General features: G+C 65.7%; 23 protein-coding genes. 14 read left to right on the top strand and 9 right to left on the bottom strand.

Annotated features, from left to right (window positions below; translation table 11 throughout):
- The first annotated feature begins 3 nt into the window (after positions 1-3).
- Genes KHO41_RS13930 through KHO41_RS13920 form a run of 3 tightly spaced genes read left to right on the top strand, consistent with a single transcriptional unit; the run spans position 4 to position 3,111 of the window.
- The gene (locus KHO41_RS13930; protein ID WP_211953867.1) at positions 4-1,017 is read left to right on the top strand and encodes an AAA family ATPase; all 1,014 of its coding nucleotides are present in this window, start codon (positions 4-6) and stop codon (positions 1,015-1,017) included.
- Positions 995-2,038 carry a DUF58 domain-containing protein gene (locus KHO41_RS13925; RefSeq protein WP_211953866.1) on the top strand — a complete coding sequence of 348 codons (1,044 nt, stop codon included), beginning with the start codon at positions 995-997 and terminating at the stop codon, positions 2,036-2,038. Before KHO41_RS13930 ends, KHO41_RS13925 begins: the two co-directional genes overlap by 23 nt.
- Entirely contained in the window at positions 2,035-3,111 is a 1,077-nt protein-coding gene (locus KHO41_RS13920; protein WP_211953865.1) for a vWA domain-containing protein, read from the top strand. Before KHO41_RS13925 ends, KHO41_RS13920 begins: the two co-directional genes overlap by 4 nt.
- A gap of 53 nt (positions 3,112-3,164) precedes the next feature.
- Here KHO41_RS13920 and KHO41_RS13915 read toward each other — a convergent pair whose 3' ends face one another.
- The 3 genes from KHO41_RS13915 to KHO41_RS13905 form a co-directional block, all read right to left on the bottom strand.
- Positions 3,165-3,647: a BON domain-containing protein gene (locus KHO41_RS13915; RefSeq protein ID WP_211953864.1), complete on the bottom strand. Its 483-nt coding sequence runs from the start codon at positions 3,645-3,647 to the stop codon at positions 3,165-3,167.
- Between the two features lie 213 nt (positions 3,648-3,860).
- Entirely contained in the window at positions 3,861-4,454 is a 594-nt protein-coding gene (locus KHO41_RS13910; protein ID WP_211953863.1) for an isochorismatase family cysteine hydrolase, read from the bottom strand.
- Positions 4,455-4,501: 47 nt separating this feature from the next.
- Entirely contained in the window at positions 4,502-5,386 is an 885-nt protein-coding gene (locus KHO41_RS13905) for an isocitrate lyase/PEP mutase family protein (RefSeq protein ID WP_211953862.1), read from the bottom strand.
- Between the two features lie 212 nt (positions 5,387-5,598).
- On the opposite strand from KHO41_RS13905, the gene KHO41_RS13900 reads away from it, so the two are divergent.
- The 3 genes from KHO41_RS13900 (at position 5,599) to KHO41_RS13890 (ending at position 7,311) form a co-directional block, all read left to right on the top strand.
- The gene (locus KHO41_RS13900) at positions 5,599-5,820 is read left to right on the top strand and encodes a DUF3820 family protein (protein WP_211953861.1); all 222 of its coding nucleotides are present in this window, start codon (positions 5,599-5,601) and stop codon (positions 5,818-5,820) included.
- 226 nt (positions 5,821-6,046) lie between these two features.
- On the top strand, positions 6,047-6,928 hold the full coding sequence (locus tag KHO41_RS13895; protein ID WP_211953860.1) for an alpha/beta hydrolase: 882 nt from the start codon (positions 6,047-6,049) through the stop codon (positions 6,926-6,928).
- The gene (locus KHO41_RS13890; RefSeq protein ID WP_211953859.1) at positions 6,925-7,311 is read left to right on the top strand and encodes a RidA family protein; all 387 of its coding nucleotides are present in this window, start codon (positions 6,925-6,927) and stop codon (positions 7,309-7,311) included. The genes KHO41_RS13895 and KHO41_RS13890 overlap by 4 nt, the downstream gene beginning before the upstream one ends.
- Here the strand turns inward: KHO41_RS13890 and KHO41_RS13885 are convergent.
- Positions 7,308-8,024: an FCD domain-containing protein gene (locus tag KHO41_RS13885; RefSeq protein WP_211953858.1), complete on the bottom strand. Its 717-nt coding sequence runs from the start codon at positions 8,022-8,024 to the stop codon at positions 7,308-7,310. The two genes, KHO41_RS13890 and KHO41_RS13885, sit on opposite strands and share 4 nt — an antisense overlap.
- 261 nt (positions 8,025-8,285) lie before the next feature.
- Here KHO41_RS13885 and KHO41_RS13880 point away from each other — a divergent pair, with 261 nt between their 5' ends.
- Both KHO41_RS13880 and KHO41_RS13875 read left to right on the top strand, forming a co-directional pair.
- Entirely contained in the window at positions 8,286-9,275 is a 990-nt protein-coding gene (locus tag KHO41_RS13880; RefSeq protein WP_211953857.1) for a Bug family tripartite tricarboxylate transporter substrate binding protein, read from the top strand.
- Between the two features lie 123 nt (positions 9,276-9,398).
- Positions 9,399-10,487: a porin gene (locus KHO41_RS13875; RefSeq protein ID WP_244873837.1), complete on the top strand. Its 1,089-nt coding sequence runs from the start codon at positions 9,399-9,401 to the stop codon at positions 10,485-10,487.
- Between the two features lie 878 nt (positions 10,488-11,365).
- Here KHO41_RS13875 and KHO41_RS13870 read toward each other — a convergent pair.
- Positions 11,366-13,198: an ATP-binding protein gene (locus KHO41_RS13870; protein WP_244873836.1), complete on the bottom strand. Its 1,833-nt coding sequence runs from the start codon at positions 13,196-13,198 to the stop codon at positions 11,366-11,368.
- Between the two features lie 269 nt (positions 13,199-13,467).
- On the opposite strand from KHO41_RS13870, the gene KHO41_RS13865 reads away from it, so the two are divergent.
- The 5 genes from KHO41_RS13865 to KHO41_RS13845 all read left to right on the top strand — a co-directional run bounded on the left by KHO41_RS13865 (position 13,468) and on the right by KHO41_RS13845 (position 18,732).
- Positions 13,468-15,504, top strand: a complete 2,037-nt coding sequence (locus KHO41_RS13865) for a hybrid sensor histidine kinase/response regulator (RefSeq protein WP_211953855.1) — start codon at positions 13,468-13,470, stop codon at positions 15,502-15,504.
- Positions 15,505-15,729: 225 nt separating this feature from the next.
- Entirely contained in the window at positions 15,730-16,353 is a 624-nt protein-coding gene (locus KHO41_RS13860) for a response regulator transcription factor (RefSeq protein ID WP_211953854.1), read from the top strand.
- A gap of 11 nt (positions 16,354-16,364) precedes the next feature.
- Positions 16,365-17,036 (top strand): Hpt domain-containing protein, encoded by a 672-nt coding sequence (locus KHO41_RS13855; protein ID WP_211953853.1) that lies wholly within the window; start codon positions 16,365-16,367, stop codon positions 17,034-17,036.
- Positions 17,037-17,248: 212 nt separating this feature from the next.
- Complete coding sequence (locus KHO41_RS13850) at positions 17,249-17,755, top strand: hypothetical protein (protein WP_211953852.1); 507 nt, start codon at positions 17,249-17,251, stop codon at positions 17,753-17,755.
- Positions 17,756-17,865: 110 nt separating this feature from the next.
- Positions 17,866-18,732, top strand: coding sequence for a helix-turn-helix domain-containing protein (locus KHO41_RS13845; RefSeq protein WP_211953851.1), 867 nt, complete (start codon positions 17,866-17,868; stop codon positions 18,730-18,732).
- On the opposite strand, the gene KHO41_RS13840 is transcribed toward KHO41_RS13845, so the two are convergent.
- From KHO41_RS13840 to KHO41_RS13825, 4 genes are all read right to left on the bottom strand, one after another.
- The gene (locus KHO41_RS13840) at positions 18,729-20,015 is read right to left on the bottom strand and encodes a cytochrome-c peroxidase (RefSeq protein ID WP_244873835.1); all 1,287 of its coding nucleotides are present in this window, start codon (positions 20,013-20,015) and stop codon (positions 18,729-18,731) included. The two genes, KHO41_RS13845 and KHO41_RS13840, sit on opposite strands and share 4 nt — an antisense overlap.
- Entirely contained in the window at positions 20,012-20,458 is a 447-nt protein-coding gene (locus tag KHO41_RS13835) for a FixH family protein (protein ID WP_244873834.1), read from the bottom strand. The genes KHO41_RS13840 and KHO41_RS13835 overlap by 4 nt, the downstream gene beginning before the upstream one ends.
- Before the next feature lie 11 nt (positions 20,459-20,469).
- Complete coding sequence (locus tag KHO41_RS13830; RefSeq protein WP_211953850.1) at positions 20,470-20,826, bottom strand: DUF3703 domain-containing protein; 357 nt, start codon at positions 20,824-20,826, stop codon at positions 20,470-20,472.
- A 191-nt stretch (positions 20,827-21,017) separates the two neighbouring features.
- Complete coding sequence (locus KHO41_RS13825) at positions 21,018-21,761, bottom strand: IclR family transcriptional regulator (protein WP_211953849.1); 744 nt, start codon at positions 21,759-21,761, stop codon at positions 21,018-21,020.
- A gap of 128 nt (positions 21,762-21,889) precedes the next feature.
- On the opposite strand from KHO41_RS13825, the gene KHO41_RS13820 reads away from it, so the two are divergent.
- The gene (locus KHO41_RS13820; protein WP_211953848.1) at positions 21,890-23,509 is read left to right on the top strand and encodes an acyl-CoA carboxylase subunit beta; all 1,620 of its coding nucleotides are present in this window, start codon (positions 21,890-21,892) and stop codon (positions 23,507-23,509) included.
- Positions 23,510-23,541 lie beyond the last annotated feature (32 nt).

Here is a 23,541-nt window from a genome sequence, read left to right as displayed (position 1 = left end):
CCTATGAACGAGCAAGCCCGTGGCGCGATTGACAGCGCCGATCTGATGGAGCGCCTGCTGTACGAGGTGAAACGCGTGGTCGTCGGTCAGGACCACTTTCTCGAACGCGTGCTGGTCGCCATACTGGCCGGCGGCCACCTGCTCGTGGAAGGCGTGCCCGGCCTGGCGAAGACGCTGACCGTCAATACGCTGGCCAGGACCATGAGCGGATCCTTCAAGCGCATCCAGTTCACGCCGGACCTGCTGCCGGCGGACCTGGTCGGCACGCGCATGTACAACCAGGGCACCGGCGAGTTCTCGACCGTGCGCGGCCCGGTGTTCGCCAACCTGCTGCTCGCCGATGAAATCAACCGTGCGCCGGCTAAGGTACAAAGCGCGCTGCTGGAAGTGATGCAGGAAAAGCAGGTGACCATCGCCGGCGAGACGCATCGTGTGCCGACGCCGTTCCTCGTTATGGCCACGCAGAATCCGATCGAGACCGAGGGTACCTACCCGTTGCCCGAGGCACAGGTCGATCGCTTCATGATGAAAGTGCTAGTCGGCTATCCGAGCGAGGAGGAAGAGGTCGTCATCGTCAACCGCGTGACGGGACCGCGCATCAGCGTGAGCCCGATTGCCACGCCGGAACACCTGACCGGCCTGCAGGACGAGTGCCGCAAGGTGTACGTCGACCCGTCGCTGGTGCAGTATGCGGTGCGCGTGGTGGCGGCGACGCGCAAGCCGTCCGGCTATGGCCTGGAAGAGATCGAGCGCTACATCACCTTCGGAGCCAGCCCCCGTGCCACGATCGGGCTGATCGAAGGCGCCCGCGCACTCGCGTTCCTGCGCGGCCGCAACTATGCGGTGCCCGAAGACGTGATCGACCTCGTGCCCGACGTGTTGCGCCACCGGCTGTCGCTGTCGTACGAGGCGATGTCGGACGGCGCGACCGCCGACCAGCTCATCAGCCGCATCCTGCAGGCGCTGCCGGTTCCGGAACGCCCGCTCGAATCCCATGTTCGAGCGACTGCGCGCTAGGCGCCGGCGCGGCGCCGAGGCGGCTGCATCTGCCGCATCTGCCGCCACGCCTGCCGGTCCGGCCCTTGTCAGTGTGGGCACAAAGCGGACAGAGAGCCTGCTGCGCCGCCTGGAATGGACCGTGGTGCGGCGCCTCGACGGGCTGCTGCAGGGGGATTACCGCACGCTGTTCCGCGGCTTCGGCCTCGACCTTGCCGACTTGCGCGAGTACCGGCCGGGCGACGATGTGCGGCATATCGACTGGAACGTGACGGCGCGTCTGCAGACGCCGCACGTGCGCGAGTTCCAGGAAGACCGTGATCTCTCCGCGTGGTTCGTGCTCGACCTGAGCGGATCGATCGAGTTCGGTTCGGGCGAGGTGCGCAAGCGCGATCTGCTGAACGACTTCACGACCGTGATGGCGTTGCTGCTGACGCGCTACGGCAACCGCATCGGCGCCGTGCTCTACGGTGGGGCAGCGGACGCGGATGCGTCGATGATTCCGCCGCGCACGGGGCGGCGCCAGCTGCTGCACCTGCTTGACCGCATGCACGCCACGCCGGCCGCGTGCCCCGGCGAAACCCGGCTGCGCGACCTGCTGGAACGCGCGCGCGCTGTCGCAAAGCGGCGCTCGGTCATGTTCGTCGTGTCCGACTTCATCAGTACGCCGGGCTGGCAGACCTCGCTCGGCATGCTGGCGCGGCGTCATGAAGTCGTGGCCGTGCGGCTGGTCGATCCGCTCGAAATGGCTTTGCCCGACCTCGGGCTCGTCGTGCTGCAGGATGCCGAAACCGCGGAGCAGATGTTTATCGACACGCATGATCCCGCGTTCCGCAAGCGCTTTGCGGCAGCCGCTGAAGCGCGCGAGGCCGAACTGCGCCTGGCTTTCGCGCGCGCCGGCGTGGAATGCCTGACGCTGTCGACGTATGCGCCGATGGACCTTGCACTGTTGCAGTTCACGCGTGAGCGCCGCTTCCGGCAAGGGGCCGCGAAAGCGGCGACGAAACCGGCGACGAAAGCGCCTGCGAGGAACGCGGCATGACAGACGCCATCGACCGGCTGCCTCTGTTCAGCTTCCTGTGGCCCGACATGCTGTGGCTGCTCGGCCTCTTGTTCGTGCTGACTGCGGGCTATGTCTGGTTCGACGCGCGGCGGCGGCGGACGACAGTCAGCCATCCGGCCCTCAAGTCGATCGGGTTTGCCATGACAGGCGGGACTGGCTGGCGCCGCCATGTGCCTGCCGTGCTGGCATTGCTGGCATTGGCCGCGCTGATCTTTGCCATTGCCCGTCCGCAGGCGGTGATGACGCTGCCGTCGCGCATCAAGACCGTGATCCTCGTGATCGACCTGTCGGGCAGCATGCGCGCGCAGGATGTCCGGCCGAGCCGTATCCGCGCGGCGCAGCAGGCGGCCAAGGTGCTGCTTGATGCCCAGCCGGCGGGCGTCAGCGTCGGTGTGGTGGCCATGGCGGGTACGGCGGCGCTGGCACAGGCGCCCAGCCACAGCAAGGACGACGTGGCGACGGCGATCGAAGGCCTGAAGCCGCAAGGAGGCACCGCGCTGGGCAACGGCTTGCTGATCGCGCTGACCACGCTGCTGCCGCAAACGACCAACGATGCAGAACGTCTCATGAACGGTGGCGATATCGCCCAGCCCGCCAAGCCAGGCAAAGCGGCTCCGGGCGATTCAGAAGACGGCGAGCCGGTCCGGCCCGGATCGTACGCGTCCGGGGCGATCGTGCTGTTCTCCGACGGCGAAAGCAATTCGGGTCCGGGCGCGGTACAGGCCGCGCAGCTTGCAGCCACGTACGGCGTGCGCGTCTACACGGTTGGCGTGGGCACGACGGAAGGCGTCGTGCTGTCGGCCGATGGCTGGTCGGCGCGCGTGAGGCTGGACGAAAAGGTGTTGAAGCAGGTCGCCGACACCACCGGCGCCGAATATTTCCGGCTTGAGGACACTGCCGCGCTGAAGAAGGTGTACCGCGCGCTCAACACCAGGCTCGCGTTCGACAAGCGCGACCAGGTCGAGGTGACGGCGTTCTTTGCCGCGCTCGGCGCGTTGCTGGCGGCGTGCGCGGGGCTGCTGTCCCTGTGGTGGTTCGGGCGGGTGATGTAGGACTGGCCGGGGTCGGCAAGACCCCGGGACAGTCTTCGATGGCGAATCAGGTATCAGCCCTGCAAGGCAGGAATATTGCCGGCTTTCTCATGGATAGTCAGTTCGTCGGCGAGGTCCGTGACACCAGGCACGGCCCACACCGTCGACAGCACGGCGTCATGCTCGCTGGCCAGAATGTGGCCACTGAGGCAAGCGCATCCACCGCTCACATCGACCTCCACCGCGCCCGGGTGGCTCAGCACACGGCCGAGTTGCGCACGGATCCGTTCGCCGATCTGGTAGTCGCTCGTGTCGACGTCGCGCAGGCTCGCGTTCACATGGGGCCGCACCTTGGCTGCGAGCCCCCGCGCATGATCGAGCACGCGCTTGGCTTGTGTCTGCGCGTAATCGGCCAGGTCATGCTTCCCGGCCGCTGCCTTGTCCCGCAATTGTGCGCGTCGCCGGGCGCCCTGGTGCGGGTCGAACAGGTACATCAGCGCGGCACCGGCCGCAGCCGCGATGGCGAGGTTGGTCAGGTTGCGGTTTTCATTGGGCATGTTGCGGCTCCTTCGTTCGATGGGGATGCGGTGGCCTCGCGGCCACTGCGTCCTCGGCCTGTTGCAGGGTGCGTGCCCGGATGCCAGGTGGCTGGCAGGCCACGGGAAGACAGGGCAGGGCAGCGGTATCGCTGCCGTGGCCGCCAATTCTTACCGGCCATGTAAATGATCGCTTCGGCACCGGATGCCTGAAGTCCTCGCCTGCTGTGGACTTCAGGCAGGCACATCGTGGCTGGCGAGCAAGTCATCAACGGTCATGACCGTCGCAATGCCAGCGATGTTCTTCATCGCATGCTGGTGGTCCTCCTCGCTTCTCGCGGCGCAGGCATCTTCGATGACGACGACGCGATAGTCGCGGTCGTGCGCATCGCGCGCTGTCGATTCCACGGCCCATGTGGTGCTGACGCCTGCCAGCACGACGCGCTCTACCTGGTTTGCCCGGAGGATCGTTTCAAGCGATGTGCCCGAAAATGCGCTGATCCGGTGCTTGACCACCACGCTGTCGCTGGCCTGTACATCAAGGCCTTCGACGAATTCTGTACCCCATGCTCCAAGCGTCAAGGCGCCGATCGTATGGGCCTTGCCGAAGAACGGCGACGCCTTCGGCTGCTCGGCGTAGGTGTCCGAGAATCCCACCTTCACAAAGATGACCGGCCACCGGCGGGCGCGGGCGTGGGCGATGACGGCATTGGCCTTTGCCAGCAGGCCGCGCGCGCCGGCCTGGGCCGCTGTGCCACCGCCGGCGAGCTTGCCTTCGGAATGGACGATGTCGTTGATCAGGTCAAGGACAATAAGCGCTGTCTTCATGGTGCCTCCACAGTCGGGCGCGGGGCAGGTGGATGATTTCCGCGTACTCATTCATCCGTCTTGTAGCGGGCATCGAGTTCGTCGTACAAGGGCTTCCTGACCAGCCGCTGGCGCTCGCTGAAGGGCACCACGATGGCGGGATCCTCATCCATCTGGCCGTTTGCCTGCAGGTTGCCGAGCGCCTGCTGCATGCCGCGCACGGCGCCTTGCAGGGCGGCGTTCGCGTAGAGCACGAGGCCGTAGCCAAGCCGCTCCAGCGCGTCGAGCCCTTGCACCGGCGTCTTTCCGCCGATGACGATATTGATCAGCAGCGGCACATCGAACAGGCCCGGCAGGCGAGCGATATCGCTTTGACCCTCGATCGCCTCGAAGAACAGGATATCGGCACCGGCTTCGGCAAAGCGGTGTCCGCGATCGATCGCATCCTCGATGCCGTGCACGGCCGCGGCATCCGTGCGCGCGACGATCTGGAAGTCGGGGTCGTCGCGCGCGTCGGTCGCGGCCCGGATCTTGGCTACCATTTCGTCCGTGCTGACGACATCCTTGCCGGCAAAATGCCCGCACTTCTTCGGCATGACCTGGTCCTCGAGCTGGATCGCATCGGCGCCTGCGCGCTCCAGCGTGCGCACGGCCTGGCGCACGTTCAGCGCGTTGCCGAAACCGGTATCCGCATCGACGAGCAACGGCAGTTCCACCGCATCCCGGACCCGCGCCGTGTGCTCGGCGATATCGCTCAGGCCGATGAAGCCCAAGTCAGGCAGGCCGAATGACATATTGGTGACACCGGCCCCCGTGAGGTACACGGCCTTGAAGCCGAGGTCTTCGATGACCCGGGCGCTCATGGCGTTGAAGGCGCCGGGAATGAGCAAGGCTTTTTTCGATGCGGCCTGTTGCCGGAATGCCTGTCTGCGGGAGGAGGCGGATGAGGTCATGTGAGGATCTCCGTTTGGTCGGATCTCGTCGGCAGCCTGCCGGCTGCGCGAAATCCATGCCAGGTTGAAACGGTGAAACGGATCCATGCGGATGCGCCCGATGCGCTGGCGGCATGCGGCGGGCATCTGGTAGCGTACACCGCAGTGCGACCGGTTGTGGCGTCTACCGTGTCGATATAATGCCGGCCGCCAACTTCCATTCGCCACCGATCATGCTGCCAGACGGAGAACTCCTGCTACTGCTCGTCACGCGCGAGATGCCTTTCGGCAAGCACAAGGGAACGCTGATCGCAGACTTGCCTGGCAACTACCTGAACTGGTTTGCGAGGGAAGGATTCCCGCCCGGTCAACTGGGCCGCCTGCTGGCGTTGATGCAGGAGCTGGATCACAACGGGCTGCGGCACCTGGTAGATCCCTTGCGTCAGGCGCGCTGAAGCGTTCGGGTTCGCCATCCTGGAGGGCTGGGACTCTCACTATCAGCCAAGTGTTGTATTGCACACATGTTGCGGCGCTCATGCGGGCTTGGCATAGATTTATAAATTATAGTGTTGCGGGCAAATACTATCGATGTGTATATTTCGTGTTCATTGGGGCAGGGCCGGTGCTGCACTCGCGGTACTGCCTTGCGCCTGACCCCCAATCCATACGAGACAAACATCCATGACGTCAGTCCGCACCGGCACTACCGCAGTGCCGCCTCAACCGCCGCTTCCGTTCGAGGCGGCGGTCGCCTATGAGAAGACCGTTCTGGCGTGGGCGGACGAGTTGCCGGACCATGTCGCGGCATCGCGGGACGTACCGTACGGCCCGTCAGTCCAACACCGGTATGACGTGTTCACGACCGACACGCTGCACAACGCGCCAGTACTCGTGTTCTGGCATGGCGGCGGCTGGACGAACGGGTACAAGGAGTACGTGTCGTTCATGGCGCCATGGGTGACGGCGCTCGGCATGGTACTGGTGGCGCCCGCGTATCGACTGGCGCCCGAGCACCGGTTGCCTGCAGCATTCGACGACGCGGTCTTGCTGCTGGCCAGCCTGCAGAACGACATCGCGAAATGGGGCGGTGATCCGGCGCGGTTGTACCTGGCCGGTCATTCGGCTGGCGGTGGCATTGCGGCGATGACAGCCATGCGGCAGGGGGCGCTGGTGGCAGCGGGCGTTGCGCCGGACAGCGTGCGTGGCTGCCTGCCGATCAGCGGCATCATGAACCTGTACCACCCGAGTCCGGCACCCGGCAGTCTCGAGGAGCGCGTCTACACCACGCTACTCGATAGGCCCGAGTCGGACGCGGTCATGAGCCCGCTGACGTGGTCCGCAGGAACCACCGTGCCGATGGTATTGAGCTATGGCCAGCATGACAGCGAACGCGTCATCCGCTCCAATCGCAGCCTCTACGCGATGCTCGCGGCCCGGCAGGCCGCCGCAAGCTGCCATGAGCATGCCGGAGAAGACCATTTCGGCACGCATACGGCGCTCGCCGATCCGAACCACCCGTGGTACGCGCGGCTTGCGCAACTGGTCATGGAGACGTCGCGATGAGAAAGGTGATCGACACCGGGCTGCCCACGCCGGCGCAGCCGTTTTCGTGGGCGGTCAGCGCCGCCGGCCTGCTGTTCACCGCGCATGGTCCCGTACGGCCGGATGGCACGGTCTATACCGGTGACATTGCCCAGCAGGCGCGACTGACCTTTGAAAACTTGCGCCGGGCCGCGGAGGCTGCCGGTGCCGACCTGTCCTGCGTGGCGCAGGTACTGGTCACGCTCGTGGAAGTCGAGGACGTTCCCATTGTCGACGCGGTCTACCGGGAATTCTTCACCGCGCCATATCCGAACCGCTCGACCGTGATTGCGAAGGCGCTGGTGGTGCCGGGCATGCGCATCGAGATCGTGGCCTACGTGGCGCTTCCCGGAGCCGTTGCCTAGTCGGCGAAGCGTTTGCTGAGGACTTCCGCGGTGCGCATGAGGTGCTGCCGCAACAGCGCGGAGGCCTTTTCCACATCGCGCGCCAGCACGGCTTCCATGAGGTCCAGGTGTTCCTGCATGACATCATCGGCCAGCGCCTGGCTCGATTCGCGATAGGCCAGGCGGATGCGGCGATACCGTTCCGAATGATCCACCAGTTGCTCGTCGATGCGCAGCAGCCAGCGTGACCGCGCCGCCGCGACCAGCGCGAAGTGAAAGCGCCGATGCGCCGTTTCCCACAGTTCCACGGCGACGGTGTCGGAGGCATCGGTGGGCAGGCGTGCCTTGGTCAGCTTGTAGTAGGCGGCCATGATATTGGCGCCCCAGTCATCGTCGCCGTGCTCGATAGCGTCTGCCAGCAGCAGCAGTTCGATCGAGATGCGCGCGTGCATCAGGTCAAGGAGATCGTCCCTGGACAGCTTCGACACGCTGAAGCCGCGTTGCCCCTCATTGCTGACCAGGCCCTCGCCGCAAAGCAGCATCAACCCCTCGCGAATCGGGCTCAGGCCCAGCTCATAGCGATCCTGCAGTGCCTGCAGGCGCAGCTTTTCTCCTGGCGCAAGACTGCCGGCAATGATGTCCGCGCGCAGAAGCTGATACGCCTTTCCCGAAATTGTCTGGCTTGGTGTCGGATCAGGGCTCTGGAGCCTGCTTGGCAGATCGGAAGTCCGCATGATTGTCTTGATGATGGGCGGCAAGTGGAGGGGGCAGACCTTGAGCGCAAGCATCAGCTGGCGGTGGGGGCTGGATACAAATAAATTTTACCGTGACAACGAAATTTTCCGCCACAAGCGGCTACGGCTTCACCGCAGCCTGTCTTGCAGGGTAAACGCGATCTTTTATTTGTAGCAACGAAATTTATAATTTGTTCGCGGTTTTACTAAAACAACGTTTCATATACGAAACGCGGAAGACAGACAGAGGAAATCGACCCCATGAACAAGACTGCAAGACGTCGCATGCTCGTTGCGTTGACTGCCATGGCCGCGGCCACGCTGGCGGGAGGCGCCATTGCCCAGGACGGCTATCCGAACCGGCCCGTCACGCTCGTCGTAGCCTATCCGGCAGGTGGCGATAGCGATGTGCTGGCACGGTTGTTTGCGGAAAAGCTCACCGCTCGCCTTGGCCAGCCCGTGGTCGTCGAAAACCGCACGGGGGCGGCCGGTACCATCGGCAGCGCCTATGTGGCCAAGGCTCCGGCTGACGGATACACGCTGCTGGTTGCCCCCAACACGCTGGCTATATCGCCGCTCGTGCTGAAGCCTGGCACCGGCGCCAGCTACGATCCGCAGAAGGACTTCACGCCTATCGTCGAACTCGGCACGCAGTCGCTGTTCGTGATTGTGAACAAGGAGGCGGGCGTGACCAGGATGTCGGAACTCGTGACGCGCGCGAAGTCCGGCAATCTGCAAAGCTACGCCAGCCCGGGCAACGGTTCCCCGATGCACATCCTCGGCGAACTGTTCAACAAGTCCGCAGGCGTCAAAATCGCTCAGGTTCCCTATCGTGGCAGCGCACCCGCCATCGTTGACCTGCTGGGCGGCCAGGTGCCGATGATGTACTCGACGCTGGGCCCGGTAGCGCAGTACTTCCAGTCCGGGAAGCTTCGTCCTCTCGCTGTCGCCGACACAAAGCGCTCGCCGTTCGCGCCCAATGTCCCGACGCTGACTGAACTCGGCTACAAGGATGTCGAAGTCGGGGCATGGCAAGCCGTACTCGGGCCGAAAGGCATGTCCGCCGAAATGGTCGGCATGCTCAACAAGCACTTCAACGAGATCCTGAAGATGCCCGAGGTGGTCGCGCGCATGGCGACCGTTGCCACCACGCCCGTTGGCGGTGACCCCGCAACCTTGCGCACGCTGATCGCGAACGACTACGCGCGCTACGGCAAGCTCGTAAAGGAATTCGGCATCCAGGCCGACTGATCGCGCCAGCCGCGCGCGTGACGAGTTCTATCCCGTATCACATGTAAGGCCCATGTACCTGGGAGGACGTCGCTCGCGCGCTGCAGGAATTTATAAGAAAAACATGAATTTGGAAATTCAATCTTGCAACTCAATGACTGGAAGGACGGCGGAATGAAGAAGCGGGTAATCCTGGCGGCCGCGTTGGCTGCGCTTGGCACGTATGGCGCGGCGCGGGCGCAGTCATCGTCGGTGAATCTCTATGGTGTGGCGGACATGGGCCTCGTCCATGAAAGCGGCGCGGCCGCAGGCTCGGTGACCAAGGTGACGAGCGGCATGATGTCCGGCTCGCGCGTCGGCATGCGCGGGCGTGAAGATCTCGGTAGCGGCACGGCGGCATTCTTCACGCTGGAGGCCGGCATTCTGATGGACACCGGCGCCTCTGGCCAGGGCGGCCTGCTGTTCGGCCGACAAGCCTATGTCGGTCTCGACGCCAGGGCGGGTCGTATGACGCTGGGTCGGCAATACACGACGCTGGCGCTTGCCCAGGTCGAATTCGATCCGTTCGTGACGGGGCTCGCGGGCACCTCGGCCAACCTGATCTCGGCTGGCGGCCGTGGCGGCAGCAACCGCTTCGACAACGCGATCAAGTACAACCTGCCCAACACATTGGGCGGACTGGACGGTGAAGTGTCATACAGCTTTGGCGAAGCCCCGGGCAGCGTGAGCACCAATGGCCAGTTTGGCGCTTCGCTCGGGTATTCGAACGAGCGATTCATGGGGCGCGTTGCCTATGCCGATGCGCATGACGCGAACGGTCCCGGCAAGGATGCGCGCGAGGTGTTCTTCGGCGCCAAGTACGACTTTGGTGTTGCCACGGGCTATCTCAACTACGTGATCAACCGCGGAGCGATCGTGCCGGGCACGCCGAACTACAAGTCCGAAGATGTCCTGATCGGCGCGTCCATTCCCGTGGGTGCAGGGCGGATCGTTGCGTCCTACATCTACAAGAACGATCGCACCGCTGCCAATAATGATGCGCAGCAGGCGGGCATCGGGTACGTGTACAAGCTGTCGAAGCGCACCAGCGTCTATACCTCATATGCGCATATCTGGAACCGTGCGCCGAATACGGCGACGTCGGGGTTCTACCGCGTGTGGAACGCGAATGATGTGGGCAACCCCGCTGCTGGTAACTCCGCGTTCAGCCTTGGGATGAACCATATCTTCTGACTACCGCCTGCGAGTGTGCAAGCTTGCAGGTTTTGCTCCGGCGGGGTGGCTTTGCGTTGGCTGCCAGCCGGGTTTTTTTTATAGTTCTTCTGCTGAGTGGCGGGGGTTTTGTGGTTGGGAATGGGGTGTCGTTCTTGGCAGGCGCCGCTGTTTCGCCGGCGTAGCCGGCGACCTACTCTTTTGTCCGAGCGACAAAAGAGTAGGCAGAAAAGCGCGTCGTTGCCGCTGGCCATCAATTCCACGGCGGCAGTGGTTCAAGCGGCTTTGGACGCCAACGATGGTGGTCGGCCGTTCGACCCTGCTACGCCATGTGAGTCAGAACCTGTGCCTCGCGCGGCACGGCGTTTGGACGATCCCCAAGACGGACTCGGGTACAGCGTTTCAACCAGGTCAGTGGTGGGACGCCTTCGGCTGCGCTGCGCGCGCGTCGTCGTCTGGGTGCGAGCTCATCAGCGTCGCTGGCGCCCAGGTTCGTCCGAGGTCCTTTCTCGACTTCGCGCATGCCATGCGCGGGCGTCGTCACCGAGGCGTGGTTTGCCCTGGACTTGTGTGCTCAGACTTGAGCTCTGCGCGCAGCGCAGCCGAAGGCGATCACACGATATCGCTCGCAGCAGGGTCCACAAACGCTTGCAGGGCTCGTTCAATCAGCGCTGTAATTCTGACCACGGTGGTGCCCCACGCGGCAGGCAGCGTAAATCACTCTGAAGCCCATACCCGTACAACACCCCTGGCCCACTACGATAAAAATTCGCCCCTTTGGGGCAACCAAAACGCGTTTTTGGTTACTTTTGTCGCTCGGACAAAAGTGACTCGCCGGCTACGCCGGCGAAACAGCGGCGCCTGCCAAGAACGACAACTCCCCACAATTCAGCCCAGTATCACGAGCCGTCACCAGCCCGCCCGCATTGGACATTCAAGGCCCGGCAGACCTCGCACCATCGGTCCGGCGCCGGAGACACGCGCGCTGGCTCCGTGCCAGCCGTGGGCCATGGCAACGGCATCTGTGCCAGGCTAGGCAGTCCGCGACCCGCACAGGCATACGCGCGCACGGCTTCGGCGAGTGCCGCCAGGCCGACCGGCTTGACCAGCACGCCATCCATGCCAGCCTGAAGCGCTGACTGATGGTCCTCGGGCACCGCGCTGGCCGTGCATCCGATCACCGGAATTCGGGCGAGCGCGTCGTTGCGCGCGCGCAGTGCGCGCGCAAAGGTCTGGCCATCCATGACTGGCATGGCGCAGTCGCAGATCACCAGGTCAAATGGCCCCTCGGAGGCCGTCGGAGCCCGGGCCAGCCGCTCCAGTGCCTCGCTGCCATCTGCGGCCGTGTCCACGCGGTGGCCCAGATGTTCGAGCTGCCACTTCAGTAGCAGGCGGTTCGGCGCATGGTCGTCCACGACCAGGATATGCAGCGCATCGGTCACAGCCGTGCATGCGGAAGCCGCGGGCAGCTCGGGCGAGACGGGCAAGCAGGCCGTGCGCAGCCGCAGGGTGACCCGCACACGTGTGCCGGTCCCCGCCTGACTATCGAGACGGATCTGGCCGCCCATGGCCGCGACCAGCCGGCGGCAGATGGCCAGGCCCAGCCCGGTGCCACCGGATTGTGGCCGGGATCGATCGTGCGCCTGCTCGAACGGCTGGAACAGGCGCGCCTGGTCGGCGTGTGCGATGCCAATGCCGGTGTCAGTGACCGTCAGCACGATCTTCTGCTTTCCCGCATGCACGCGGCCGCCGTGCAGATGCACGCGTACTTCGCCCTTGTCGGTGAAGCGGATGGCGTTGGACACCAGATTGCCAAGTACCTGCTTGACACGCAGTGGATCGACCATATGCGCTGCCGCGATCCCCGGGTCGATGACCGGCACCAGCGGCAACGGCTTCTGCGCGGCTACCGGCCCGAGCATCTGCAGAACTTCCTCCACCAGCGCCGGCAAGCTGGCGGGCACGGGATGGACGCGCAGCTTGCCCGCTTCCATCTTCGACAAGTCGAGAATGTCGTCGATCAATGCGAGCAGTGCGAGCGCGGAATCGTGCGCGGTGGACAGCATGCGGCGCTCGTCGGGCGGCATCTCCGGTCGCTTCAGGGCGAGTTCGATCATGCCGGCCACGGCGTTCATCGGGGTCCGGATCTCGTGGCTGACCGAGGCGAGGAAGGTGGACTTGGCCCGGTTTGCCGCCTCGGCACGCGCCTTGGCTTCGGCCAGCTGGGCGAGCATGTCGTGGCGCTCGGTCAGGTCGACCCAGCCACCGGCCAGTGCCGTCACGGCCTTGCCGGGGCCCTGCAACGGTGCGACCCAGTTCAGTACATGCCGCTTTTCGCCCTGGATGTGCAGGCAGCGGTCCTTGCTGAGTGCGCGGCCCGAGCTAATGACGTCGCGATAGTCCTCGGAGAGTTCAGCAACGTCCGTGATCACGCCGGCGAGCGGTTCCGGCTTGTCCGGCGGCAGGCCTCGCAGCGATGCGCGTGAGGCGCCGACCAGTTCCTCGTAGCGCCGGTTGCAGGTGATGAGCCGCTGCCGGGCGTCGCGCACATAGACGGGCAGGGGAATGCTGTCCAGCACCGCCGTATGCAGCGTCAGGCGCTGGCGCAGCCGTGCCGTGCAGGCCTGGCTGCGCGCGAGCCGGCGCCGCAACACGCGCACGCGTGCAGCCAGCAGCGCGGACGCGAGCAGCAGCGTCAGGCTCAAAGCCAGCCAGACGATGGGCGGGGGCAAGGCGGACAAATTCAATGCAGGCGACAGGCATGGAGGACAGCCCTGCTCGGCGTTGCCGTTGCGGGGCGCGATCCATGACTCTATGGATGCCTGCATCGCCCCAGTTTCAGACGCGTCGGAGTCTGGCTGGGGAAAATTCCTATTCAGACGGCAGCCACGCTAGCCGAATGCCGTCGCGGTCACCGGGCCGAGCGGCTGGCAAGCCACCGGGCAACGCTATCATTGTCTTGCCCTACCTGTCTGTTACCTGTCTGCGATGGAGTTTTCCGATGCTGACTGCGCCGACCGCGATCACTGGCCTGCTGGCAGCCTGCCTGGTGCTGATGGCCGCCTGGCTGCTGCACTGGCACCGGCGCCTGCGAACGCTGGGCAGCCAGCGCGATGTGCTGGCCGCCATCATCGATGCCGCGCCATATCCGATCGCGGCGCGGGACGAGCGCGGGCGCTTCGTCGCGGTCAATGCGGTGCTTGAGGATTTTCTCGGCATCCGCCGCGAGACGATGCTGGGCAAGACCATGGAAGACGCCGGCGTGCCGCCCAACATCGTTGCTGCCGTGGCATCGCCGATCGCGCGCGCGCGGGCGTCTGGCCAGCGGGTCGACGAGACGCTGCGCGTGCGTGATGCCGCCGGCGACTGGCATGACCTGCTGTTTGCCACGCAGCCGCTGCGCCTGCCGGACGGCACCCAGGCAGGCACCGTTTCCGCGACCATCGACATTACCGCCCAGCTCGCCGCCGAACAGGCCGCCCTCGGGGCCAAGCGCCTGCTCGACGAGATTGCCGACGCCTTGCCCGTGGCGTCGTTCCAGCTCTGCGCGGAGCCGGGTGGCCGGTATTGGTTTTCGTACTTTTCCGCGAAGGCGGAGCGGTATCGCGGCTGGTCCGCCGAGCGGCTGCTCGCCGTGGTCGATGGCGAATACCCGTCGATCCATCCCGATGACCGCTTGAAAATGGCCGACGCGTTGCATCAGTCCGCTGCCGCGCAATCGGCCGCGCAGTTCGAACTCCGGATTCTTGTCGACGGCGAAACGCGGTGGCTGCGCTTGTTCGTGGGCGCACCGGTGCGTGCGCCATCCGGACAGTTGCGCTGGAGCGGCTATGCCGGCGACGCGACCGACGAGCATCGCCAGCTCGAAGCGCTGGCGGCGGCGCGCGCGGCCGCGGAAAACGCCGCACAGGCGAAGGCGCGCTTCCTGGCCACGATGACGCACGAAATCCGCACGCCGCTGGCAGCGGTCATCGGCGCGCTGGAACTGCTGCGCGGCAGCCCGATGAACCCGCAGCAGGCCAGCGAGGTCGCGCTGGCCGACAATGCGGCGCGCCTGCTCATGGAAATCCTCGACGGCATTCTCGACTACAGCCGCCTGGAGGCCGGACAACTCACGCTGGAGTTGTTGCCGCTGGATCCTCGCGCCCTCGTCGAGTCGGTGATGCAGGTGCACGGGCCGGGGGGCGCAGCCAAGCGGCTTGCGTTCGCGTTCGAAGCCGATGCGCGCGTTGCCGGCGCCTTGCTCGGAGATCCCACCCGGCTCAAGGAAATCCTGCTCAACCTGATCGGCAATGCGGTGAAGTTCACGGCGCAGGGCGGCATCACCGTGCGGTTGGACCTGCTCGAAGACATGGGGGAGCGCCAGCGTGTGTCGCTCAGCGTCGCTGATACCGGCGTGGGTATCGCGCCCGGGCAGCAGGAGCAGCTGTTCGCGCCATTTTCGCAGGCAGATAGCTCCATTTCGCGCCGGTTTGGCGGCAGCGGGCTGGGGCTGGCGATCTGCCGTCGCCTGGCGGAACGGATGGGCGGCACGCTGACGCTGCAAAGCCAGCCTGGGGCGGGCACCACGATCGTGCTGTGCGTGACGTTGCCGGTGGCCGCGAGCCCTGCGCTCCAGACCGTCGCAGGGCCGGCAGGGCCGCCGCCGCCGATAGAGCCGCTGGAGGTGCGCAAGGCCATCCTGGTGGTGGAAGACCACCTGCCATTTCAGGTCATCATGCGCCGGCAACTGGAGATGCTGGGGCAGGATTGCACGGTGGCGTCCGGGGGCGAAGCCGCGCTGGAGCAGCTCCGGCAACAGCGTTTTGCGCTGGTACTGACCGATTGCCAGATGCCCGGCATGGACGGCTTCGAACTGGCCAGCCGGATCCGGGCATCCGGGCCGGGCGCCAATGCCGACGTGCCGATCGTCGCACTGACCGCTTCTGCCGGCGCGGAAGTGGCCCGGCAATGCCACGACGCGGGCATGGACGCCTGCCTCGCCAAGCCCGTTCGCATGGACGACCTGCGCGCATGCATTGCCCGATGGGCGCGGTAAGGCGCATCATGAGGCGACTGTCCGCGCGCCGTTGCAGTGCGCAAGGGAGGTCGGCGGGTGCAGGATCCTGCTCGTGAAGGTCAATCGGGAAAAGTCGTACAGGCGCTCGGAAATTTCCTGCGCCTGCGCGGAAAAATGCTGAGCACAATGATGTGCCAGACCATAAATGCCTGTCGGATTGTTCGTCAGGCAATGCCCAATGCCATTAGCGATGGAGTGCTTGCCGTGGCCACAATCCTGATCGTCGACGACCATCCTGCTGTACGCGTCGTGCTGAAAACGCACCTGTCGCAGGTCCTCGGCGTGACGCATGTGCTGGAAGCGGACAATGGCCAGGCTGCTGTCGAGATCGTGCGCCAGTATGCGCCAGACGTCGTGATCCTCGACCTCGACATTCCCCGCATCAATGGCCTGGACGTCATCCCGCGCCTCAAGGCCATCCAGCCCAGCGTGCGCATCCTGGTGATCTCCGGACAGGACCAGAATACCTTCGCGCCGCGTGCGCGGCAGGCCGGCGCCAATGGCTATGTCAGCAAGACCCAGGAATTGCCCGAGATCGTGCGGTGCGTCGAATCCGTACTGGCGGGGTACTCGGTCATGCCGGATGTCGATGGCGGACGCGCCGACGGGCTGGATGAAACGCGCCGGCTGGGCAGCCTGTCTGACAAGGAACTCGTGATCATGCAGATGCTGGCCAAGGGCATGTCCAACAAGCAGATCGGCGAAGTGCTGTTTATCTCCAACAAGACGGTCAGCACGCACAAGACCCGTATCATGGAAAAGCTGGGCGCGCGGTCGCTCGTCGACGTGATCGATTTCGCGCGGCGCAACCACATTGCCATCGGCTGATGGAGATTCCCATGCATAGCGCATTCATCCTCGCCACGTCGGGCAGCGCCTGGATCGAACCGGCCACGCAGTATCTGAGCGATGCGGGTTTGCCGGCGCAATGCGTGACGGCCACGGAAGCCGAGGCGCTACTGGCGGCTGCCGTGCCGCGCGTCATGCTGGCCCCGCCCGAGATTGTCGCCACGCCGTTGCTGCAGCGCGCGCGCCGGCAGGGCGCGCTGCTGGTCTGCGTCGGCCCCGCGCAGGAGGACGTATCGACACTGTGCGACGACGTGCTGAGTGACCCCATGACGGAAGAGGCTTTGTTCAGGTTGCTGGCGCGACACCAATACGTGGCCATTTCGGTCAGCGAGCGCGCAGGCCTGGCCAATGCCATCGCCAGCCAGACGTTCGGCGACGCCACGCTCGCCGCCGAACTGGTGGAAGCGCTTGCGACATCCACAGAATCGGACCTCGATCGGCTCCAGACGGAAGACGACAGCCTGGAAACGTGGCGCAGCGTCGCACACCGCGTGAAAGCATCGGCGCATCTGGCCCGCTGCGAAGGCTTCCAGCGGCTCGCGCAACGACTGGAAACCGTGGCGCGCGGCGGAGACGTCAGGCTGACGGGCGCGCTTGCGGAAGTGTTTGTGCCGACCGCGCACGAATTTCGCGCTATGCTGCTGGCGAGTGCCTGCAAATAGCGTTGAGGCTCTTCTCTCGTTTGCCATGATGCGTTGGAATTCACGGTAATGCACCGTAATTCCCCGGATTTAAATATCCATGGTCGCGATTATTATTATTTGAATTCCGCGCGGGAATAATGAATTAATCAAAATTAAAACGCGAATTTCATGTGTGCGCGGAATGAATGACGGAGTCTGGGTTTCCATCCACGCTTGTCTGGGGAGCGGTCATGAGCCATGCCATGGCAACCATGCCGGAATCATCGTTCTATTTCCACCTGGCCGGGGTGGCGGTACTGGTGCTGGTGCTCGGCGTGGCGCGTGCGGTGTGGTTCGTGTTTTCGCGGCGCGAAGGCCGACGCGAACGCGCCATGCGGCTCGCTGCCGCCGTCACGCGCTGCGGGCTGGCGCTGGGCGCGATGTGGACGGCCATCGTCTATGGCAGCGGTGCCTGGGAGCGCGCCGGCGCCCACAACTGCCGGCGCCTGCCCATGCCGGATGCTTCCGCCAGGTATGAAGCGGAGTACTGCTACCTCTCGCAGCACAAGGTGCTGGTGCGCGTGTACAGCGCGGGCCGCAATGTCGTGCTGGCCCAGCGCACCGTCCCGAACTCGGGACCGGTCCGCCTGCACTGGGATCGCAGCGTGCTGGTGTTCGATGCGGCTGCCGCTGACGGCAAAGGCAGGCTCGTGCTGCCGCCGTCGCTGCGCGACCGGCTGATGGCCCGGTTGCCCTGAACGGTGCAGTGCACTCCTGCGCGCGTGCCATGCGACACTAGCGCCGGCGCGTGAAGCTTCTACTGGGAGGCAATCCGCCGAACCATCAAAACCCCACAGCTAAGCAAGGCATGACCCGACGCGATTCCCAAGGGAGCCCGACCGACCCGGCGAACACGGAGGACAGTGTGCAGCGCTCCGGGACGGCGCCCGCGCGATACCAGGGCGATTACGTTGCCTGGACTGGAGGCTGCCTGTTCATCGGTTCCGGAGGCGGCGCGGTCGCGCCGCACTCGCACTACGCGATCCAGCTGGTGATTGGGGCGCCTTCGGGTCTTCAGGTCCAGTCGGGCCATCGCGGACCATCGATCGCCTGCCATGGCGCACTGGTGCCGTCCCGCGCGGTGCACAGCATCGATGTCTCGTCGTGCGACTGGAGCGCGGTGCTGTTCATCGAGCCGGAGACGCAGGAGGGCCGCGCGCTGTCGGCAAGGATGGGTGGGCAGGTCGAGTTCCTGAGCGAAGAGATGCTGGCTGGCGTGGTCCCGGCGCTGGAGCAGGCGTGGCGCCTGACCCGGACTGCCGAAGCCGTGCAAGGCGCCGCGCAGGCACTGGTGAGTTCGCTGTCGCGGACCATCCCGCACGTGCCATCGGATCCACGGGTGCTGGCGGCGATCGAGCATCTCCGTGCGCAGGATGGCAATACGCTGGCGCTCGAAGACGTGGCGGCGGTCGTGCACCTGTCCCCGAGCCGGTTCCGCCATGTCTTTGTCGAAGAAACCGGGATGCCGCTGCGGACCTACCAGCTTTGGCGCCGGCTGCTGAAAGCGTGGGAAATCCTCATGCGCGGCGACAACCTCGCCAGTGCCGCGCACGCCGCCGGCTTTGCCGATTCAGCCCATCTGTCGCGCACGTGCCGGACCATGTTCGGACTGGCACCGTCCGCGATGCAGATGAAAGGGCCGCTGAGCGAACGGATGCGTGCACCGTCCTCCTAACGGGGCTGATCGATGGTGCCGGTCAGGGTGCCAAGAAATGCAGCCAGGTCTTCGACGTCCTGCGGCGACAGCCGGATTGCCTGCCGTGATCCCGGTGCCTCGCCAGCGGGTGCCAGTTCGCTTGTCCCAATTGCCGCGGGCGGAGCTTTCGCGTAGTGCCGGACCACGTCAGTCAGCGTGGCGAACTGCCCGGCATGCATATAAGGCGCTCGTTCTGCGACATTGCGCAGGCTCGGCGTGCGAAAGGCGCCAAGATGGGCAGGATCGTCTTTTGCCAGGAAGTTCAGCTCCGCGCACTGTTCGGGGCTGGCATCGCTGAATGGTCCAAGGCAATTGAATTCGTCGCGCAGCAGTTTCGGGATGGCGTCGGCCCGCCCGCGCTCCGGACGTGCGGGGTTCAACGGTGGTATCCCCGTGTTATGGAACGCCTGGTCGCTCAGCATTGGTCCGTTGTGGCAAGTGATGCACTGTCCCTTGCCGAGGAACAGCCTGAGTCCGCGCACCTCCTGCGCAGTGAGCACGTCCTGTCCGCGGCGATCCGCGGCGAGGGTGGATCCCACATAGCGGTCGAAACGCGAAGGACCATATCGCACGCGGCTTTCATAGGCGGCGATGGCCTTGCCCATGTTGGCGAACACGCGATTCACCTGTTCGCGCGTGGCGGACGGCAGGGCGGCCCAGGCCGCCCGCTCTTCCTGCGTGCCCAGTGGCGAGGCATCCGTCGGAAGCGCGGGCATGGCCGGCAGCGGCCCGAAGACCTGCGCGTACTGCGTCGCGTAGTTCGCCTGCATGATCCGGACAAAGCGCACCCGATTGCCGCCATGCTCGGCGGCGTCCTCCATGGGTCCCAGTGCCTGCGACCACAGGCTGTCCTTGCGGCCGTCCCAGAACAGGAACGGGGCGCCAGACGCGCCCATCACCGGCATGGTCCGGCGCGTGCCTGTGGCAATGCCAAGCCCCACGGGACGTCCATCCTCGAACTGGCCGTTCGGCTGATGGCAACTTGCGCACGAGACACGGCCATTGCGGCTCAGGCGGGCGTCGCTGAAGAGCGCGCGGCCAAGACTGGCCGCATTGCCGCTTGCTTCGTAGGCATTGGAGGGGTCCGCGGGGCGCGGCCTGGATGGGTCCAGTTGCAGGCTCGCGAGTGTCCGCAGGTCATCCGGCAGCCAAGGGTCACGCAACGCGGATTGCGGCGGGGATGCCGACACCCGCAACGCGAGGGCGATTGCCATGAGTGCGCCGCCAATCGCCACGACGGCCTTCAGGCGGGACTTCATCATTGGCGCTGCGAAGCAGGGTCGACAACGATGTTGAACGCCACCGTGTCGGGGCCTGGCGCCGCGCGAATGCCCAGCTTGAGGTCCCACCATCCGCTCATGCTGAACTTCATGCCCTGGAGCAGGTAGGTGCCTGCCTCGGGGCCGCGCGTGACGCGCGGCTGCGTCGGGTAGCCGTGGCCGTGCTGCGGCATGCCGCCGGCCACCGAGAACTGGGCGTCGCTGACCGGCTGGCCTTCCGGCGTGGTCAGCCTGACCGTCCAGGCATGCATCTGGTTGATGGCAGGCGCCGGCGTCGGCGCGAGGATCGCGACCCTGTAGCGGCCGTCGTTCGTGAACTTGTCGCGGGACAGGTCGAGGTCCTGCGGCGGCGTACTGCAGCCGTAGCCGGCAAAAAGCATTGAGAACATCGCAAGTGCGCAGAGGGCGCGGGCGGGGGATGGCATGGGGCTGGCCTTCATTGGGCGCTGTCGATGACACGTTGCAGGTCGGGTGCAACCGGGGACGGCGTGATGCCGCTCACGCCAGATCCGCCCGGGTTTCCCCACGGCAGCAAGCCGACCCGCGTCAGCAGCGCGGCGGCCCCAACACGCCATAGCTGTCCCATGGCTTCCCCCGTCAGGCGGTTCCGCATGGCAAACCGCAGCATCAGCCAGTGGACGCGCACGTGATGCGCGGTAGACCGCTGCGCGAGGACATGAGCACGTTCGAGTTGCCGGAACGCGGTGTGAAACTCACCGCGCAACTCGGCGGTGCGTGCGAGTTGGATTTCGGCGTCAATGGCCCGCCGGAGGCGGTCTGACATGCGAGACATGATGGGCTCCTGGAGAGTGTTTCGGTCTGCTGATTCTGCGGACCGACGCCCTCCAGCGCTTGAACGAAGAGGCTGTTCCCGCAGCCTTTTCATTCAAGCCGCCCGTTCTCCTGAGGGGATGACGACGGGGATTCCCCCGGATGCGAACCTGCCCTGCACAGCGGCATCGTTCGCACGTTGCAGGGCGCGCCTCACTCGCCCGCAAACATCCCGCCAATGATCTGCCCCATCTCGTGCCGGCGCGCCACCGGCATGCGTGATGCCGCCGACACAATGCTGATGGCCGCGTCGGCGTGCATGGCCATCGGCAGTGCATAGCCGACGCCGGCCACGCCATCGGCGCCGGCCAGCGCGTAGCCGCACGTGCGGCTGCGTTCGACGCCGCGCATCAGCTTCATCAGGCTGCGGCCGCTGGCTTCGTACTCGGCGCGGTGGCGTTCGTAGTGCGCGCGCACGGCGTCGTTGTCCAGGCGCGCCAGCAAGGCCATGCTGCCCGTGCCCTGGCCCAGCAGGCGCGAGCTGCCGGTCAGCATGTGGAAGGACTTGATGCGGTGGCTGCCTTCCTCGGTGTGCAGGCAATGGCCGTGGTCGCCGATGCGTACGATCAGGAATACGGCGTCGCCGGTCAGGCGCGCGAGCGCCTTCATCTTGGTCACGAGCACACTGCCGGGCGGCGGGCGGTTCATCGCGCGCAGGCCGAGCGACATGGCCGTGGTGCCCAGGTACAGGCGCTTGCTGGCCGACTCGCGCTCGATGTAGCCAGCCGCCTCCAGGAAGCGGGCCATGCGGTGGGCCGTGGTGCGGTCGATCTCGGCCTTGATGGCCAGTTCTTGCAGGGTTAACCCGGTTTCATGGTGCTCGGCGAGCAGTTCCAGCAGGGCGAAGGCGCGGGTGAGGCTCTGGACCCCACTGGGCGTAGATGGCTTGGCAGGCATGCGCGGGCGGCTTCCGGTCGGGGAGCATTGGGTTGGGCGTGCACATTATGCACAAACTGAGCGATTGATGTTGTCCCGCGGGGCGCGGTGGTTTGCAATCCTCCCATCACGCCAACCAAGCCAGCGCCATGATTCCCATCGAGACACGCATCGACCCGTCCTCCGACTCGTTTGCCAGCCAGCGCGCCGGCATGCAGGCCCTGATCGACCGCCTGCACAGCCTGGAGCAGCGCGCCGTGGCCGCCTCCGAGCGCGCCCGCCCGGCCTTTGCCAAGCGCGGCGCGCTGCTGCCGCGCGAGCGCATCGGCCGCCTGCTCGACGCCGGCGCGCCGTTCCTGCCCATTGCCACGCTGGCCGGCTTCGGCATGGACGACCCGAACCATGAGACGTCGATTCCCGGCGGCTCGCTCGTGGCCGGCATCGGCATCGTCTGCGGCGTGCGCTGCATGGTGCTGGCGACGGACTCGGGCATCGACGCCGGCGCCATGACCGAGGCCGGCAACATGAAGCTCATGCGCTGCCAGGAGATCGCGCTGGAAAACCGGCTGCCGTTCATCCACCTGGTCGAATCGGCCGGCGCCAACCTGCGCAAGTACCGCGTCGACAAGTTCATCCGCGGCGGCAGCATCTTCTACAACCTGGCGCGCCTCTCGGCGGCCGGCCTGCCGGTCATTACCGTGGTGCACGGTTCGTCCACGGCTGGCGGCGCCTACATGCCGGGCCTGTCGGACTACGTGGTCATGGTGCGCAACCGCGCGCGCGCGTTCCTGGCCGGCCCGCCGCTGCTCAAGGCCGCGACCGGCGAGATTGCGACCGACGAGGAACTCGGCGGTGCCGACCTGCACGCGACCGTGAGCGGCCTGGCCGAGTACCTTGCCGAAGACGACGAGCATGCGATTGCCACCGCGCGCGATATCGTGGCGAGCCTGGACTGGCCTGATGTGGCTCTTGCTCCGGCGCAGCCGGTCCGCGCGCCGCGCCTGGACCCGGCCGAACTCGATGGCGTGATGACGCTCGACATGAAGCGCCCCGTGGACATGCGCGAAGTCATCGCGCGCATCGTCGACGATTCCGCGTGGCTGCCGTTCAAGCCAGACTACGGCCCCGGCACCGTCTGCGGCCATGCGCGCATCGAAGGCCACGCGGTCGGCTTCATTACCAACAACGGCCCGATCGACCCGGCCGGCGCGACCAAGGCCGCGCAGTTCATCCAGCTCTGCAACCAGTCGGGCACGCCGATTGTGTTCCTGCAGAACACCACGGGCTTTATCGTGGGGCGCGCCTCGGAAGAGGCGGGCATGATCAAGCACGGCTCGAAGATGATCCAGGCGCTTTCCAATTCCACCGTGCCGCAGATCACGATCTACTGCGGATCGTCGTTCGGCGCGGGCAATTTCGGCATGTGCGGCCGGGGCTTCCATCCGCGCTTCTGCTTTTCGTGGCCCAATGCGCGCACCGCGGTGATGGGCGGCGAGCAGGCCGCCATGACGCTGGAGATCGTGGCGCGCCAGCAGGCCGAGCGCAAAGGCAAGGCCGTGGACGAAGCGCAACTCGCGGCGCAGACCGCCGAGATCGTCGCCAACTTCGAGCGCCAGGCCAGCGCCTTCGTGACCAGCGGCCTGCTGCTGGACGATGGCGTGATCGATCCGCGCGACACGCGTGCCGTGCTGGCCTTCGTGCTGGCCACCGCCCGCGAAGCCAGCCGCCGCGAGCCGCGTGCCATGCAGTTTGGCGTGGCACGCCTCTGAGCCATCAACGAATATCAAGCCAACAAGCCAAC

The organism is Cupriavidus numazuensis (assembly GCF_905397435.1).
In the GTDB taxonomy this organism is placed as follows: domain Bacteria; phylum Pseudomonadota; class Gammaproteobacteria; order Burkholderiales; family Burkholderiaceae; genus Cupriavidus; species Cupriavidus numazuensis.
The sequence above is the reverse complement of the archived record's forward strand: the minus strand, read 5'-3'. Positions and strand labels throughout refer to the sequence as shown.

Bases quoted from the DNA above. Each gene is read 5' to 3' on its own strand.
- KHO41_RS13930 (WP_211953867.1), top strand. From the start codon at position 4: ATGAACGAGCAAGCCCGTGGCGCGATTGACAGCGCCGATCTGATGGAG.
- KHO41_RS13925 (WP_211953866.1), top strand. From the start codon at position 995: ATGTTCGAGCGACTGCGCGCTAGGCGCCGGCGCGGCGCCGAGGCGGCT.
- KHO41_RS13920 (WP_211953865.1), top strand. From the start codon at position 2,035: ATGACAGACGCCATCGACCGGCTGCCTCTGTTCAGCTTCCTGTGGCCC.
- KHO41_RS13915 (WP_211953864.1), bottom strand. From the start codon at position 3,647: ATGCCCAATGAAAACCGCAACCTGACCAACCTCGCCATCGCGGCTGCG.
- KHO41_RS13910 (WP_211953863.1), bottom strand. From the start codon at position 4,454: ATGAAGACAGCGCTTATTGTCCTTGACCTGATCAACGACATCGTCCAT.
- KHO41_RS13905 (WP_211953862.1), bottom strand. From the start codon at position 5,386: ATGACCTCATCCGCCTCCTCCCGCAGACAGGCATTCCGGCAACAGGCC.
- KHO41_RS13900 (WP_211953861.1), top strand. From the start codon at position 5,599: ATGCTGCCAGACGGAGAACTCCTGCTACTGCTCGTCACGCGCGAGATG.
- KHO41_RS13895 (WP_211953860.1), top strand. From the start codon at position 6,047: ATGACGTCAGTCCGCACCGGCACTACCGCAGTGCCGCCTCAACCGCCG.
- KHO41_RS13890 (WP_211953859.1), top strand. From the start codon at position 6,925: ATGAGAAAGGTGATCGACACCGGGCTGCCCACGCCGGCGCAGCCGTTT.
- KHO41_RS13885 (WP_211953858.1), bottom strand. From the start codon at position 8,024: ATGCGGACTTCCGATCTGCCAAGCAGGCTCCAGAGCCCTGATCCGACA.
- KHO41_RS13880 (WP_211953857.1), top strand. From the start codon at position 8,286: ATGAACAAGACTGCAAGACGTCGCATGCTCGTTGCGTTGACTGCCATG.
- KHO41_RS13865 (WP_211953855.1), top strand. From the start codon at position 13,468: ATGCTGACTGCGCCGACCGCGATCACTGGCCTGCTGGCAGCCTGCCTG.
- KHO41_RS13855 (WP_211953853.1), top strand. From the start codon at position 16,365: ATGCATAGCGCATTCATCCTCGCCACGTCGGGCAGCGCCTGGATCGAA.
- KHO41_RS13850 (WP_211953852.1), top strand. From the start codon at position 17,249: ATGAGCCATGCCATGGCAACCATGCCGGAATCATCGTTCTATTTCCAC.
- KHO41_RS13845 (WP_211953851.1), top strand. From the start codon at position 17,866: ATGACCCGACGCGATTCCCAAGGGAGCCCGACCGACCCGGCGAACACG.
- KHO41_RS13840 (WP_244873835.1), bottom strand. From the start codon at position 20,015: ATGATGAAGTCCCGCCTGAAGGCCGTCGTGGCGATTGGCGGCGCACTC.
- KHO41_RS13835 (WP_244873834.1), bottom strand. From the start codon at position 20,458: ATGCCATCCCCCGCCCGCGCCCTCTGCGCACTTGCGATGTTCTCAATG.
- KHO41_RS13830 (WP_211953850.1), bottom strand. From the start codon at position 20,826: ATGTCTCGCATGTCAGACCGCCTCCGGCGGGCCATTGACGCCGAAATC.
- KHO41_RS13825 (WP_211953849.1), bottom strand. From the start codon at position 21,761: ATGCCTGCCAAGCCATCTACGCCCAGTGGGGTCCAGAGCCTCACCCGC.
- KHO41_RS13820 (WP_211953848.1), top strand. From the start codon at position 21,890: ATGATTCCCATCGAGACACGCATCGACCCGTCCTCCGACTCGTTTGCC.